Raw genomic sequence first — 15,177 nt, 5'->3', positions numbered from 1 at the left:
ATCGTCAGATGCAATCCGGGTGAGGGGTCGCGGTCTCTCCATGCAGTTTGCCGTGTGGAGGGATACCCCTCACCCCCAACCCTCTCCCACAAGGGGAGAGGGAGCCTGACGGGTGTGCCCACCTAACGTCGCCCGGCCGCCTACTTCGCGTCCGCGCTCGCGCCCACCGGCCGCACCGGATCGCCCTCGCGCAGCAGCGCGCCGGCGCGGGCGACGACGATGTCGCCTTCCAAAATGCCGTCGCGGATCTCGACCTGGCCGGCCGACATCAATCCGGTCTCGACCCGCCGCGTCTCGACGCGGCCGCCGCGCACCACTTGCACCACGGTGCCGGCGGTGGAATAGAGGATCGCGGTCAGCGGCACCGCGACGCCGCAGCTCTGCCCGGTCTTGATCTGCGCACGGCCCGACGAATTCACCAGCAGCCGCTGGTTCGATCCGATGCCGACGAACACCTGGCCGAGCTGGCTGTTCGGCTCGATGGTCGGCGCGATCATCCGTACCTTACCGTCCATCTCGCCGGCGCCGATGATCTTGAGCCGCGCGGTCTGCTCGGTCTTCAGCTTGGCGATATCGCGGGTCGGCACCATGCCGACCAGATCGTACTCGCTCTTGGCGATGATCGAGAACAGCGCATCCTTGCCGGAGGCCGGCGCGCCGATGATCGCCGAAGACGCTGAGATGGTGCCTGCCACCGGCGCCGTGAGGTTGATCGAATTGGTGCCGTCGGTCAGCCGCGCCAGCACCTGGCCCGCGGTGACGGTGTCGCCGGGATCGGCCTTCACCTCCGCCACCTTCAAGCCGAAGCGGTCGGGCCGGATCTGCTGCTCGTCGCGCGGCAGCACGATGCCGGACACCTCGACGATATTGCCGAAGCAGAATTTCGAGGCCTTCAGCACCGTCACCGCCGCGCCCTTCGGCACGGCGTCGGCCTCGCCCGCGGCGAGCGCGGGAGAAGCCGCGAGCAGCAGCGCGGAGGCGGCGAGGGCGGCAGCGCGCAGGCGGGGCAAGATCATCGGCAAACTATTCCCAAAATGAGGGCTTCCTGAATACCAGATGCGGCCGCACCGAGCCAGCTGGCTGCGCCGCGGCGGCAGCCGCCTCGGTCGGTCCGGCACACGCGGCGAGCTCGAGCTTCGCCAGCTCCTCGGCGCGCCAGATGTGCCGCAGGATCTCCGGATTGACCCGCTCGGCATGCGTCACCGGCAGCATGTGGCCGGCCGCCGGCAGATGCCGCATCTCGGCGCCATCAATCATCGCGGCGAGTTTTGCGACAATGCGCTGCGTCACATAGGGCGACAGCCCGCCCGACACCAAGAGCGTCGGCACCCGCAAGGCGCGCGCCGCCGCCGCCACGCCGTCGAGATCGAGCGCAGCGTTGAAATCGTAAGGCAGCTTGTCGGCCTGCTCGATCATCCGCAGCCGCCCGCTCGGCGAGAACTGCTCGCGCGGGCCGGAGCCGGCCCAGAACGCGGTGAACGCCTCGACTGCCTCCAGCACCGCGCCGTCGAAAATATCCTGCGCCACCACCTGCGCGATCCGCGCGAACCGATCGTACAGCCGCACGTCGGCGGTCCCGTCGCGCAGCAACGTCGGCAGCACAGGCTCGATCAATGTCAGGCTGCGGATGCGCTGCGCATAAGGCGACGCGCTCGCCAGCCGGAACGCGATTGCCCCGCCATAGGAATGCCCGACCAGATGGATCGGCCCCGTGGCCTTGGCGAGCCAGGGCTCGAGCCGTGCGATCTCGCCATCCAGCGTCCGCGGCCAGTCGCGCCCGCAGGCGGCAACGCCATAGCCGGAAATATCCGGCGCCAGGAACGGCGTGCCACCGAGCGCGCCCGCAAGCTTCGTCCATTGGCGTCCCGACCCCAACGAGCAGTGCAACGCCACCACCGACGCCGCCGCGTGCGTCCCGTCCAATCCTGTCATCAAACCCGATCCTTGCGTGTTCTTGTTGTCGACGGGCGCGCGTGCGCACGCGCCCGTCATGACGCTAGCGAGGTGGGGGAGGGGTTATTCCTGGGAGGGGTGGGAGAGGGCGTGATCGTGATTGCGGAGGCAAACAGATTCACTGGATGTTGATTTGAGGCTCGCGGCAATTCGCGGAAATGAAAGCAGCATCTTTCGCGGCTCGCCCCGCTCGCAGCTCGCAGCGACAAAGGCGAAGTCTTTGCGCGGGGATGACGAGATTGATGCTGTCATTGCGAGGAGCGGTCGCAACGAAGCAATCCATCATTCCGTATACGAGGTGAGATTGATTGCCTCGCTTCGTTCGCAATGACGGCGGTTATTGCAGCCACCCACAGCGCAGCGTCAGCGCACGATGCGCTTCACGCGCGCTTTCTTCTTGGCGACGGGTGTCGGCGCCAGCTCGGCTTCATTGGCCGCCTCGGTCTCGCGGGCTTCGCGGAGCGCACGCAGGCGCTCCATGTTCTTGCGGATCGCGGCGGCGTCGCGCTCGACTTCGGCCATGGCGCGTGCGCCTTCCTCGGCAGCCAGCCGCTGGCGGTCGGCTCGCGCAAGGCTTGCGGGCGATGGGTCGGGCTTTCTGGCGCTCATCGGCATCCTCTCAAAGGGCGCGATCCCTGCGTGGAGGTTCGCATTTGCCACGCGCGCTAGCGCGGCGCTCGGCAGGATCACGCGCAAAAAGATACGCAAAAACCCGCCCAATCCGATCGGGACCGAGCGGGTCGCGACGTCATCCCAGTACATCCGTGGAATGACGAGGGGCATGATCCCTCGCGGCAAACGCGGAACGCGCCTGCGCTGAGATCATGCCGAAGCAAGAACTTCAGACGATCTGAAGATTCTCGGCGCTGGTCTTGCCGCGCATCTTGTCGGTCTTCAGCTCGAACGAGACCTTCTGGCCTTCAGCCAGGCCGGTCAGACCGGCGCGCTCGACTGCGCTGATGTGAACGAACACATCCTTGCTGCCGTCGCTCGGCTCGATGAAACCAAAGCCCTTCTGGCCGTTGAACCACTTCACAGTACCTGTCGCCATCTTCTCTTCTCCAAAATGCGCATCTGCGCATGTGTTGCGCAGAATCGCGCGCCATCCATTCAACTGACGATGTCTTTGGAGGAGGGCCGTTCTGACCATTCAACAAGGCGCAACGGCTAATCGAATGGCCCCAATATACACACTTTCCGCGCGAATGCAAGGTTCGGGCGGTAGCGGGTTCCCGCTGGCGACCGGCGATTGGAGGGAGCGCGGATCACTCCGCCGCCGCCTCCGCTGATGGCTCGCCCTTCCAGCTCAGGATCTCCGCGGCCAGGATCGGGTGATTGAAGCCCTTCAGCACGAGGTCGTCGATGGCGCGGCCTTCGACGTGGGGCTCGACGATGCCGTAGACGCGGCGGCTGACCACGATCTGGTTGGGCCTGGCTTCGCCGCACAGGCGGGAGGCGAGGTTGGTGACGCTGCCGATCGCGGCATATTCCAGCCGCTGCTCGAAGCCGACCTGGCCGAGCGTGGCATAGCCGACGGCGATGCCGATGCCGAAGCCGAGGCTATGGCCGCGGTTGCGCCACTTCTCGGTCAGGGGGCCGACCGTGTCGCGCATCTCCACCGCCATCCGCACCGCGCGCGCGGTGTGGTCGGCCAGCTGGATCGGCGCGTTGAACAGGATCATCACGCCGTCGCCGGCATATTTGTCGAGCGTGCCCTCATACTTGAAGATCAGCTTGCCGAGCGCCGCGTGATATTCGCGCAGCACGTTCATCGCCTCTTCCGGCTCGGTCGCCTCGGTGAAGGCGGTGAAGCCGCGCAAATCGCAGAACACGACGGTGACTTCGCGGCGGTGGCTGTCGAGCAGGCCCTCGGGATTGTCTGACGAGGCGATCAGTTGCGCCACCTGCGGCGCCAGGAAACGCTCGAGCCTTCGGATGCGCTCGATCTCGCCGAGCTGGGTCTCGACCCGCTGCTCCAGCGACTTGTTCCAGTCCTTGAGCGCTTCCGTCTGCTCGCGCAGCTTGTCGGCCTGCTCGCGCACGGTGGAATTGGCCTGCTCCAGCGCGTGGCTCTTCTGGTCCACCTCAGTGAACAGCCGCGCATTGCGCATCGCCAGCACGGCCTGGTGCGCAAAAGTCTTCATCAGGCCGATCAGGCTCGCGGGGAAATCGCCGGCGGCCTTGCGCAGCACCACCAGCGAACCGAGCACGCCCTGCTGGTCGACCAGCGGCACCACCAGCACCGAGTGGAAGCCGGCGCCGACCACGACGTCGCGCAGCGGATGATCCGGACTTGCTGCGAGGTCAGGGAAGGCCAGCGGCTCGCCCTTGGCGGCGGCCTCGGCAAGCGGGCTGTCCGCCGCATCGATCGCGCGATGCCGGCCCTCGGCGGCGGCGTCGATGCCGATCGATTGCGTCAGGTTGAACGTGCGCTGCGCGGCGTCATAGCCGTAGATCAATACGGCGTCGGCATGGGTGATCTCGAGCGCGCGGGCGGCGACCGTCGGCAGCACCGCGTTGAGGTCGAGCGAGGAGGCCACCGCGCGGCCGACCTCCTCCAGCACCTTCAGCTCGTTGATCGATTGCGCGAGGTCTCGCGTGCGCTCCTTCACCTTGCCTTCGAGATCGGAATAGGTCTCGGCAAGCTGGCCCGCCATGCTGTTGAATTGACCAGCGAGCTCCTCCAGCTCATCCGCGGTCTTCACCTCGATGCGATGGCCGAAATCGCCGGCCCCGAGCCGCCGCGCGCCGGTGCGCAGCGCCGTGATCGGCACCAGCATGCGCCGCGCCAGAATCGTGCCGGCGATGATCGCGACCACGAGGCCGAGCGCGATCAGCAGCGCGATGCGCACCAGCTGGTCGCGGATCGGCGACAGCGCCTGTGCGGTCGGCTGCTCATAGAACACGTGCCAGCCGAGGTCCGGCGCTGCTGTCGCGGTCGTCAGCACCGCGTTGCCGTCGACATCCTTGCCGGAGGCGATCGGTCTGCCGCTCCGCGACAGAACCGCCGCGACCTGCGGCAGCGCGGCGAGATCCTTGCCGATCTCCGGGCCCTTCGACGAGCTCGCCAGCACGCGGCCCTTGGCGTCGACGAGATAGGCATAGGCGGTCCGGCCGACCTGGGAATCGCCGAAATAGTCGTCCAGGAAGCGCAGGTCGATCTCGGCCACGGTGACGCCGGCGTTGAAGCCGGAATGCTGCTCGCCGATCGACATATACGGCCGCTCGTCGCGGAAGTATGCGGGTGCGTAGGCGGTGCCACGCTCGACCGCCTCGGTGAAGCGGAGGTCGCGGGAGAGATCGGCATTGGAGTTCAGGGTGACGGTCTGGCGCGACAGCCGCAGCATCTCGCGGCCCTGGCCATTGATCAAGGTGAGCTGGTTCACCGCCGGCACCTGGCCGAGCAGCTGGGCATAGTCGGCGCGGCGGAGCTCGATGGTGTTGGAGGAGGCGCGGGTGACCCAGGAGATCTGGCGCTCGAGATCGGCGATCGACTGCTCGATGCGCTTGGCGGTGGCGTCCGCCTTCTCGCTCATCGCGTCCGTCAGCGTGCTCTTGATGCCGCGGTAGCTGATCCAGGTCTCGAGCGCACCGTTGACCGCCAGCACGAACACGACGAGGCCGACCAGCGCGAGGACGTATTTGGCGAACAGGCCGCCGCGCAGGAACCAGTTCTCGCCCTTGTCCGGTGCCCCGTTCATTCAACCTCGTCCGTTCCCCTCCGATCAGTCGGGTGCGCCACTGTATCCGCTGCTGTTTAGCACGGATCGGCCGGGCAAGGCGGGGCCTCCCGTCGCATGGTTAGCCCTGCATTCCGGCGGGGGATATCCGGGAATATTCAGCGGTTGAACAGCTGCCGCAGCACGTCGTTCATCGCGGGATTGTCGTGCTGCTCGGCGGTGTCGGTCGATGGCGGAGCAGGCGGTGGTGGTGCGGCGGCCGCCGGCGCGTCCGGCGTGGGCTGAGCCAGGCTGCGGCTCGGGCGGGAGGCGTTGCCCTGATTGAGGGTCGAGAGGCCCTGCTGCAGCAAGTTCCCGATGGTGTCGCCGAGCTGCCCGCCGAGCGGGCTGTTCTGGCCGGCGGCCGCGCCGGCTGGCGCCTGGGCGGTGCCGGGCTGCGCGGCGGTCCCGCCGCCCTGCACGCCGTTGAGGAGGTTGGTCAGTCCGTTCAGGCCCTGGCTCAGGCCTTGGTTCAGACCCTGGCCATTCGCCCCGAACAGGCCCTTGCCCATCTCCTTGAGCTTGGCGTAGGCGGCCTGGGGGTTGTCGAGGATGCCCTGCATCTCCGGATAGATCCGCGGGCTCACCCACGGCCCCTCGATCATCACGGGGATGCCGAGGCCGACCGGATTGCCGGTGCGGCCCTGGCCCTCGGTGGTCATCACGAGCTGCGGCTCGACGCGGAACCCGATCTGACGGGTGTTGAGATCGACGGTGCCGACCCCGCTCATCTTCACCAGCGGTCCTATCAGATTGAGATCGGTGGTGACGGCCTGGCCCTTGTCGAGCTTGAACGAGGCCGAGAGCTGGCTGAGGTCGGTCGACAGCTCCTGGCCCTGCTGCCAGCCCGACAAGGTGCTGGTGGTGAGGTTGCGGATCATCTGCGCGACGTTGAGGCCGAGGATCTTGCCGTCCTGGAACACGACGAAGGCGGTGCCGCCGAGACCGCCGACGATGGCGCGCGCGCTGGTGCCCTGCGAGGCGAGCGCGACCTTGGCCTGCATCTTGCCGTCGAGCTTGTCGAATTCGGCGAGGCTCTTCAGCACCGGCAGCGCGCGCACGCCGGCGAGATCGAGCCGCAGCGCGTAGGTCGGCGTCGCGGCCCGCGCGTCGATCGTGAGGTCGCCATTGGCGGTGCCCTCATAGGCGCCGAGATCGACGAGCTTTCCCTTCAGCACGCCGCTGTCGACAGATGCATCGATCGCCGCCTGCGCGAAGCGGCCGTCACCGACCACGAGCTCCGCCGCCGAGATGCGTGCCTGCGCGTCGACGTAGTTGAGTCCGGAAAGGTCGATCGACGCGTTGCTCCAAATGTTGGTGCCGAGCGGCTGCGCCGCATCGGAGTGGCTCGGCGTCAGCGCCACCGAGATGCGCTGAAAGTCGAGATCGAGCTTCACCAGCGGCTTGTTGCTGGCGAAGTCGACCGAGGCCCAGCCGGTGAAACCGCCATCGCCGAGCGTGCCCGATACGCCGTTGAACATCAGCACCGTGCCGTTCAGGCGGGCCTCCGCATTCGCCTTGATCGCCGCGGGCAACAGGCCGGGTGCGTCGATGTTGAATTCGGCCGGCACGCTCGAGCGTTCCAGCGGCGCTTGCGGCGCGGTCGCGCGGATCTCGAACTTCAGCGGCTTGTCACTGGCGCTCGCACTCCCCGTGACGACGATCTTGCGGTCGTTGCCGATGGTCGCATCGGCATTGAGCGTCTCGATCCGGTTTTCGACCCGGTCGCGCACATTGGCGAACACGATGGTGCCGCCGCTGATATTGACATGCCGGATCGTGAGGCCGCCGCTCTCGGAGGCGGAAGACTTTGCCGGCGGATTATGGTCGCGGGTGCGTTCGCGCTGCAGCGGCAGGTTGATCACCGGCTTGACGATCGCAAGGTCGGTGATCTCGGGCCGGCCCGACCACAGGCTCGACAGCGTCATCTCGGCGTCGACCCGATCGGCCGCGAACCGGGTGTTGACCTCGCGCTCCCGCGGGTCCTGCAGCACGACGTCGCTCAAGGTCAGGGTGACGGTCGGCCACAGTCCAATCCTGGCGCCGCCATTGATGGTCAGCGTGTAGCCGCTCTCCCGCTCGACCCGCTCGGTGATGGCCGAGGTGAGGAACGAGGACGGGATCCCGACCGTGGCCACCAGCGCGATGATCACGATCACGACAGCGATGGCGGCCCCGGCGAATTTCAGTGCTCTCATCTCGATATTCCAGGCCGGGCAGACAGGGTTCCGCCGCGGAAAGGCACGGCCGATCGCGCGAGATTATCCCGCAAACGGGACCTCGCTCCAACGAGGCGAAAAATAATCCGTTACCAGCATGAACTTATGTGACCTCTCCCACACTCTTATGAGGGTGATTGTTGCTAACCGGGCGTCAGGGGACCGCTCGGATCGATTTGGAAGGCAATACAATGAGCAAACAGGCCGAATTTGCGGTCATTCTGAAAATGAACCCTATGTTCGCCGATCTCGGTGCGGACGAATTGGCGCGGCTTTCGGGCCTCTGCCACACCCAGCAGCTCGCCTCCGGCGAGGTTCTGTTCCAGAAAGGCGATCCCGGCGATGCTCTGTTTGGGGTCCGCCGCGGCCAGGTGCGCATCGAAACCGGCGCCTCCGACGGCAGCCGGCTCACACTGAACTTCATGGGATCGGGCGACCTGTTCGGCGAAGTCGCCGTGCTCGACGGTCAGGATCGCACCGCGGATGCGACCGCGGGCGAGCCGACCGAATTGTTTGTCCTGCGGCGGGAGGATTTCCTGGGCTTTCTCGAGCGCGAGCCGAAGGTTGCGGTCCGCCTGATCGAATTGCTCTGCCAGCGTATCCGTTGGCAGAGCGAGCGGATGGAAGAATCCGTGCTGCAGCCATTGCCGGTCCGCCTTGCGCGCCGGCTGTGCGCGCTGGCCGAGGATTTCGGTTCCGAGGTGCACATCTCGCAGGAACAGCTCGGCATCTTCGTCGGCGCCGCGCGTGAGAGCGTCAACCGGCAACTGCAGACCTGGCGCAAGGATGGCATCGTCGACCTGCAGCGCGGCCGGATCATGCTGCACAACATGACCAAGCTTACGGCGGTCGCACGCAACGATTAAACGGTTGCATGCAACGCGCGCGCGAGGATCGCCGTCCTCTCGCGCGCCTTGCTTGCAAATGTTGACGCACTCCTGCCTAAAAGACTTGCTTGCATGACGAGGCGGGTATCGCTTTCATCCGCGTGCCGGTCCTTGGGGTGACACCCAGCCTTGCTGGCCTCACGCCATCCACCTGCAAACCCCTGCGGTCTTTCCCGTTGACCGCAGGGGTTTTGCGTTCCGCGTGCGTGACGCGAATTCGCCTACCTCATCACCACTTCGGGATTGGCCCAGCGCAGATACTGGCGCGGCGCGGCGCCGAGCTCGCGCTTGAACATCGCGGCGAAGGCGCTCGGGCTGTCATAGCCGACGTCGAGCGCAACGCAGGTGACGGCTTCGCCGGCGCCGAGCCGCGCCAGCGCTTCGAGCAGCCGCACCCGCTGGCGCCAGGCCGCAAAGCTCTGTCCGGTCTCGCGGCGGAACAGCCGCGTCAAGGTGCGCCGGCTGAGCTGGCTGCGATCGGCCCATTCGTCGAGCGTGAGATCGGAGCTCGGATCGACCAGCACCGCTTCGCAGATCGCGGCGAGCCGCGGATCGGGCGGCACCTGCACATGCAACGACACTTCGGGCATCCTGCCGATCTCATCGAGCAGGAAATCGACCAGCCGGCCGTCGCGCCCTTCCGGGTCGTAACGCGTCGGCATATGCACCGCTTCTTCCATCAGCGCTTCGACCAGCGCGGAGACCCTGATCAGGCGGCAGGTCGCCGGCGCATTCCGCACGCGATCCGGCGTGACATAGACGGTCTGGATCTCGACCTCGCCCCATGCGCGCGATTGGTGGGCGACGCCGGCGGGAATCCACAGGCCGTGTCCGGGCGGCACGACGAAATGGCCGCGCTCGGTCATCATCGAGGTCACGCCTGCGGTCTGCAGGATGAACTGATCGCGTCGGTGCGCGTGTCGCGCGCTCGTGCTTTCGTTCGGGTAAGAGGCCGCCATCGCCGCGAGCGGCCGTTCGACCTGTTGCAGTTGTCCGGCATAATGCGCGGCGGCTACGGGACCGGCTTGCTTGCGGCACACGCGCAAACCGGCGGTGTCATTTCGTCGCGCTGCGACTTTCAAGTGTCGTGAGCTCCTGATCGATCGTCGTTTTCGCAGGGTGCTCATGCATCTTCCGGGCCAGTTGGCCCGATCGCGATGGTTGTTGTCCCCATTCAGGTAGCGCGGGATACGGCGTTTGGCAACAATGCCTCACCCCGCGACATTCGCCGAAATCGAATGCCTGATGCGCAGCGACGGAGAGGTCCGATGAACAGACGCGAATTCACCAAGGCGATGCTGGCCTGCGGTGCAGCCATCCCGTTCGGCATCACGCGGGCGGCGGGCCAGACCCGCGGTGGAACGCTCAACACCATCATTCAGCCGGAGCCGCCGGTTCTCGTGACCGCGCTGAACCAGCAGCAGCCGACCTTGACGCTCGGCGGCAAGATCTATGAAGGCCTGCTGAAATACGGCGCCGACCTCAAGCCGATGCCCGGCATGGCGCAGTCCTGGGAGATCTCACCCGACGGCCTGACCTATACATTCAAGCTGTTTCCCGGCATCACCTTCCACGACGGCAAGCCGATGACCTCGGAGGACGTGGTCTTCAGCTGCATGAAGCTGCTGGTGGAAACGCATCCGCGCGCGCGGCAGAATTTCGCCCGCGTGGCGTTGGCCGAGGCGCCCGATCCGCTCACCGTCGTGTTCAAGCTGAAGCAGCCGTTCGCGCCGTTCATCGGCTGCTTCGACTGCACCTCCGCGCCGATCGTGCCCAAGCACATCTACGACGGCACCGACTATCGCAAGAACCCGGAGAACGACAAGGCGATCGGCACCGGCCCGTTCAAGCTGAAGGAATGGGTGCGCGGCTCGCACGTGCACCTCGTCCGCCACGACGGCTACTATCTGAAGGACGAGCCTTATCTCGACGAGATCGTCTATCGCGTGATCCCGGATGCGGCGTCGCGCGCGCTCGCGCTCGAGAACGGCACCGTGCAGCTGGTGCAATGGTCCGACGTCGAATTCTACGACGTGCAGCGCTTCAAGGCGCAGAAGAACCTCGAATTCACCACCAAGGGCTACGAATACTTCGCGCCGCATCAGTGGCTCGAAATGAACAACCGCATCGCGCCGATGAACGACAAACGGTTCCGGCAGGCGGTGATGCACCTGATCGATCGCGAGGCGTTCAGCAAGCGGGTGTATTTCGGCAACGCCAAGGTCGCAACCGGCCCGATCTCGTCGAAGACGCGGTTCTACGATCCGAACGTGAAGCGCTACGAGTTCTCGGTGGACAAGGCCAAGGCGCTGCTCGACGACATGGGCTTGAAGGTGGGCGCCAGCGGCAAGCGGGCCGAGATCAAGTACATCGTGCCGCCCTATGGCGAGTCCTATCAGCGCGCCGGCGAATTCTTCCGCCAGAGCTTTGCGCGCGTCGGCATCGACCTCGTGCTTGTGGGCACCGACATGGCCGGCTGGGCCGAGAAGGTCGGCAACTGGGACTATGAGATGACCCAGAACCTGCTCTACCAGCTCGGCGATCCCGCGCTCGGCGTCGCCCGCACCTATATTTCGTCGAACATCAAGAAGGGCATCCTGTTCTCGAACACGCAAGGCTACTCGAACCCGGAAGTCGACAGACTGTTCGACGAGGCCGCCATCACGCTCGATGAAGCCAAGCGCCAGGAACTCTACAGCAAGGTGCAGCAGATCCTGGTCGAGGATGTGCCGGTGGCCTGGACGCTCGAGATCGAATACCCCATCATTTACGACAAGGCGTTCAAGAACATCGTGACCACGGGCATCGGCTCGCACGAAACCTTCGGGTCGGTCTACAAATCGTGACCCGGCTCGGGAGCGCAGCGGCGATCGGGCTCCAGGCGATCAGCCGCATCGCCCAGCTCGTCGCCGTGATCCTCGTCATCGCGACGTTCAACTTCGTGCTGGTGCGGGCCGCGCCCGGCGACCCGGCCCAGGTGATGGCCGGGCAGTCCGGCGCGTCCGATCCAAAGCTGCTCGACGATCTGCGCAAGGAGTACGGGCTCGACAAGCCGTATTTCGTGCAGCTCGTCAGCCACCTCAGCCGCGTCGTCAGGCTCGATCTCGGCTATTCCTATCGCCAGCGCCGCCCCGTCGTCGATCTGATCCTCGAGCGGCTGCCGGCGACGCTGCTGCTGACGGTGACGGCGTTCTGCCTTGCGCTCCTGATCGGCACCGCGCTCGGCGCGCTGGCAGGGCTCGCGGCCGGCAGCGTGCTCGATACGGTGTTCACCGTGCTCTCGCTCGTGCTGTATGCGACGCCGGTGTTCTGGCTCGGCCTGATGCTGGTGCTGGTGTTCTCGGTGACGCTCGGCTGGCTGCCGCCGTTCGGCTACGAGACCATCAACGTCCAGCTCTCGCCGCTCGCGCATGCGCTCGACATCATGAAGCACATGATCATGCCGGTGACGTCGCTGGCAGCGATCTACCTCGCGATCTATGCGCGGCTGATGCGCTCCTCGATCATCGAGGTCGCCCAGCAGGACTTCATCAAGACGGCGCGCGCCAAGGGCTTGTCCGGAACGCGCATCGTGGTCGGCCACATGCTGCGCAATGCGCTGGTTCCGGTCGTCACCGTCGCCGGCATGCAGGCCGGCGCGCTGGTCGGCGGCGCCGTGGTGATCGAGACGGTGTTTGCCTGGCCCGGCCTCGGCCGCCTGACCTTCGAGGCGCTGCTGCAACGCGACTATCCGGTCCTGCTCGGCATCTTCCTGATCCTCTCGATCGTCGTGATCGCGCTCAATCTCCTGACCGACCTGGTCTACCGGTTGATCGATCCGCGCATGACCACGGGAGCGGCGTGATGGAGACGGTGCGCGCCTTCCTGCGTCATCCCAGCGGCATGATCGGGCTGGTCCTGCTGCTCGTCGTCGTTGTCGTCGCGATCATTGCGCCGATCGTGTTTCCGGTCTCGCCCTGGGAGATGGTCGGGGCGCCGTTCACGCCGCCCGGCGAGGACGGGCTGTGGCTTGGCGGCGATACGCTCGGCCGCGATGTCGCAGCCGGCGTCGCCTACGGCGCGCGGGTCTCGCTGCTGATCGGCATCGCATCGGCGCTCGCGGCGATGGCGATCGGCGTCGTGGTCGGCGCGATCTCGGGCTATTTCGGCGGCAAGGTCGATCTGGTGCTGATGCGGATGACGGAATTGTTCCAGACCATTCCGGCCTTCGTGCTGGCCATCCTGCTGGTCGCGACCTTCAATCCGTCGCTGCTCACGATCATCCTCACCATCGGTGCGGTGAGCTGGCCGCCGCTGGCGCGGCTGACGCGCGCGGAGTTCCTGCGCCTTCGCAATCGCGAATTCGTCGAGGCGGCGCTGTGCCAGGGCGAGCGCACCTGGCGCATCGTGCTCGGCCACATCCTGCCGAATGCGATCTCGCCGATCCTGGTGGTGACGTCGCTGACGGTCGCGACCGCGATCCTGCTGGAAAGCGCACTGTCCTTCATGGGGCTCGGCGATCCCAATCTGATGTCATGGGGCTTCATGATCGGCGCCGGACGCACCGTGATCCGCAATGCGTGGTGGATGAGCGTGTTTCCCGGCCTTGCCATCCTCGTCACGGTGCTGGCGATCAATCTGTTCGGCGAGGGCCTGTCCGATGTCCTCAACCCGCGCGTCTCGAGGCGCCGGTCATGAGCGAGGCCATGCAGTCCAGCGCGCCGGTCCTTGCGGTCGAGCGTCTCTCGATCGCGCTGCCAAAGGGCGGCGACCGGCCGTTCGCGGTCGAGAATGTGTCGTTTGCGATCAAGCCCAACGAGGTGGTCTGCCTGGTCGGCGAATCCGGCTCAGGCAAGTCGATGATCGCCCATGCGGTGCTGCAGCTGTTGCCGCGCGGCGTCGACATCGTGTCCGGCACCGTAACGGTCGCGGGGCAGGATCCGTCGAAGCTCGACGGCCGCGGGCTGCGAAAGCTGCGCGGCGGCAATGCTGCGATGATCTTCCAGGAGCCGTTGTCTTCGCTCAATCCGCTCAAGCGGGTCGGCAAGCAGATCGAGGAGATGATCCTGGCGCACCAGCAGCCCACGCCATCGACGGCTGAGGTCCGCGCGCGGGTGCAGACCTTGCTGACGCAGGTCGGGTTGCCGAACCCGCAACTGCTGGAAAAGAGCTACCCGTTCGAGCTTTCGGGCGGCCAGCGCCAGCGCGTGATGATCGCGATGGCGATGGCCAACCGGCCCGCGCTCCTGATCGCCGACGAGCCGACCACCGCGCTCGATGTCACGACCCAGCGCCAGATCCTGCGGCTGATCGACGATCTCCGGCGCGAGCGCGGCATGGGCGTGTTGCTGATCACCCATGATTTCGGCGTCGTCGCCGATGTCGCCGATCGCGTCGTGGTGCTGCGCCATGGCAAGGTGGTCGAGCAGGGCGCCGCCGGTGAGGTGCTGCGCAATCCGCAGGCCGCCTACACCCGCGAACTGATCGATGCGGTGCCGAAGGCGCGCCTTGCCGACATCCATGAGACGATCGTGCGGCCGGAGCCGCTGCTGGAAGTCGTCGGCCTGCAGAAGACCTTCCGGGTCAAGCGCGGCTGGCTGCAGCCGCCGCGCGAGGTGGTCGCCGCGGATGGCATCACGCTGACCCTGCACGAGGGCGAGACGCTCGCCGTTGTCGGCGAATCCGGCTCCGGCAAATCGACGCTCGGCCGCATGATCATGCGGCTGACCGAGCCGGATGCCGGCGCCATCCGTTTCGGCGGTGCGGACCTTCGGCAACTGCGCGGCGAGGCGCTGCGCCAGGCGCGGCGGCAGCTCCAGATCGTGTTCCAGGATCCCTTTGCCAGCCTCGATCCGCGGCAGAAGGTTGGCGATGCCATCGCGCGCGGCCCGATGGCCTATGGCACGTCGCGATCAGAGGCGATGGCGCAGGCGAGGCAACTGCTGGTCCGGGCCGGCCTCGCGGAGACCGCCGCGGATCGCTACCCGCACGAATTCTCGGGCGGCCAGCGCCAGCGCATCTGCATCGCGCGGGCGCTGGCGCTCAAGCCGCGGGTGTTGATCGCCGACGAAGCGGTGTCGGCGCTCGACGTCTCGGTGCAGGCCCAGGTGCTGGCGCTGCTCGCCGAGCTGCGCCAGGAGATGCGGCTTGCGATGATCTTCATCACCCATGATCTGCGGATCGCCGCCGAGATCGCCGATCGCGTCATCGTCTTGCAGAAGGGGCGCATCGTCGAGGAGGGCACCACCGCCGAGGTCTTCACTGCGCCGCGCCAGGCCTATACGCGCGACCTGCTCGATGCGATCCCCGGCCGCGACTTCTTCGACCAGCCGGGCTTTGCGGCCACGGCTGATGCGCGCCATGCGGCAAGGATCGCTTCCGGCATCGACGCGGTATAGACTAACAACAAAGGGAGGTTCA

General features: G+C 66.4%; 12 protein-coding genes. 5 read left to right on the top strand and 7 right to left on the bottom strand.

Annotated features, from left to right (window positions below; all coding sequences use genetic code 11):
* Positions 1–140 precede the first annotated feature (140 nt).
* From CO675_RS32435 to CO675_RS32410, 6 genes are all read right to left on the bottom strand, one after another.
* The gene (locus tag CO675_RS32435; protein ID WP_097675853.1) at positions 141–1,016 is read right to left on the bottom strand and encodes an efflux RND transporter periplasmic adaptor subunit; all 876 of its coding nucleotides are present in this window, start codon (positions 1,014–1,016) and stop codon (positions 141–143) included.
* Between the two features lie 7 nt (positions 1,017–1,023).
* Positions 1,024–1,932, bottom strand: a complete 909-nt coding sequence (locus CO675_RS32430; RefSeq protein ID WP_158231338.1) for an alpha/beta fold hydrolase — start codon at positions 1,930–1,932, stop codon at positions 1,024–1,026.
* 384 nt (positions 1,933–2,316) lie between these two features.
* Entirely contained in the window at positions 2,317–2,736 is a 420-nt protein-coding gene (locus tag CO675_RS42045) for a hypothetical protein (protein ID WP_502693431.1), read from the bottom strand.
* Between the two features lie 58 nt (positions 2,737–2,794).
* Positions 2,795–3,004: a cold-shock protein gene (locus CO675_RS32420; protein WP_029084280.1), complete on the bottom strand. Its 210-nt coding sequence runs from the start codon at positions 3,002–3,004 to the stop codon at positions 2,795–2,797.
* A 214-nt stretch (positions 3,005–3,218) separates the two neighbouring features.
* Positions 3,219–5,654, bottom strand: coding sequence for an adenylate/guanylate cyclase domain-containing protein (locus CO675_RS32415; RefSeq protein WP_097675831.1), 2,436 nt, complete (start codon positions 5,652–5,654; stop codon positions 3,219–3,221).
* Positions 5,655–5,791: 137 nt separating this feature from the next.
* Positions 5,792–7,870 carry an AsmA family protein gene (locus CO675_RS32410; RefSeq protein ID WP_097675830.1) on the bottom strand — a complete coding sequence of 693 codons (2,079 nt, stop codon included), beginning with the start codon at positions 7,868–7,870 and terminating at the stop codon, positions 5,792–5,794.
* Between the two features lie 212 nt (positions 7,871–8,082).
* On the opposite strand from CO675_RS32410, the gene CO675_RS32405 reads away from it, so the two are divergent.
* A complete protein-coding gene (locus CO675_RS32405; protein ID WP_097675829.1) occupies positions 8,083–8,757 on the top strand; it encodes a Crp/Fnr family transcriptional regulator in 675 nt (224 codons plus the stop codon).
* A gap of 242 nt (positions 8,758–8,999) precedes the next feature.
* Here CO675_RS32405 and CO675_RS32400 read toward each other — a convergent pair whose 3' ends face one another.
* Positions 9,000–9,818: an AraC family transcriptional regulator gene (locus CO675_RS32400; RefSeq protein ID WP_245453021.1), complete on the bottom strand. Its 819-nt coding sequence runs from the start codon at positions 9,816–9,818 to the stop codon at positions 9,000–9,002.
* Between the two features lie 228 nt (positions 9,819–10,046).
* Between CO675_RS32400 and CO675_RS32395 the strand changes: the two genes are divergently transcribed.
* The 4 genes from CO675_RS32395 to CO675_RS32380 are packed head-to-tail and all read left to right on the top strand — an operon-like array spanning position 10,047 to position 15,155.
* Positions 10,047–11,624 (top strand): ABC transporter substrate-binding protein, encoded by a 1,578-nt coding sequence (locus CO675_RS32395; protein ID WP_097675827.1) that lies wholly within the window; start codon positions 10,047–10,049, stop codon positions 11,622–11,624.
* A complete protein-coding gene (locus tag CO675_RS32390; protein ID WP_097675826.1) occupies positions 11,621–12,622 on the top strand; it encodes an ABC transporter permease in 1,002 nt (333 codons plus the stop codon). The genes CO675_RS32395 and CO675_RS32390 overlap by 4 nt, the downstream gene beginning before the upstream one ends.
* On the top strand, positions 12,622–13,455 hold the full coding sequence (locus CO675_RS32385; protein ID WP_097675825.1) for an ABC transporter permease: 834 nt from the start codon (positions 12,622–12,624) through the stop codon (positions 13,453–13,455). The genes CO675_RS32390 and CO675_RS32385 overlap by 1 nt, the downstream gene beginning before the upstream one ends.
* Positions 13,452–15,155 (top strand): dipeptide ABC transporter ATP-binding protein, encoded by a 1,704-nt coding sequence (locus CO675_RS32380; protein ID WP_097675824.1) that lies wholly within the window; start codon positions 13,452–13,454, stop codon positions 15,153–15,155. The genes CO675_RS32385 and CO675_RS32380 overlap by 4 nt, the downstream gene beginning before the upstream one ends.
* Positions 15,156–15,177: the final 22 nt, after the last annotated feature.

Source organism: Bradyrhizobium sp. C9 (assembly GCF_002532045.1).
Classification (GTDB): domain Bacteria; phylum Pseudomonadota; class Alphaproteobacteria; order Rhizobiales; family Xanthobacteraceae; genus Bradyrhizobium.
Note: the sequence above shows the minus strand (reverse complement) of the source record. Positions and strands in the feature narration are given on the sequence as shown.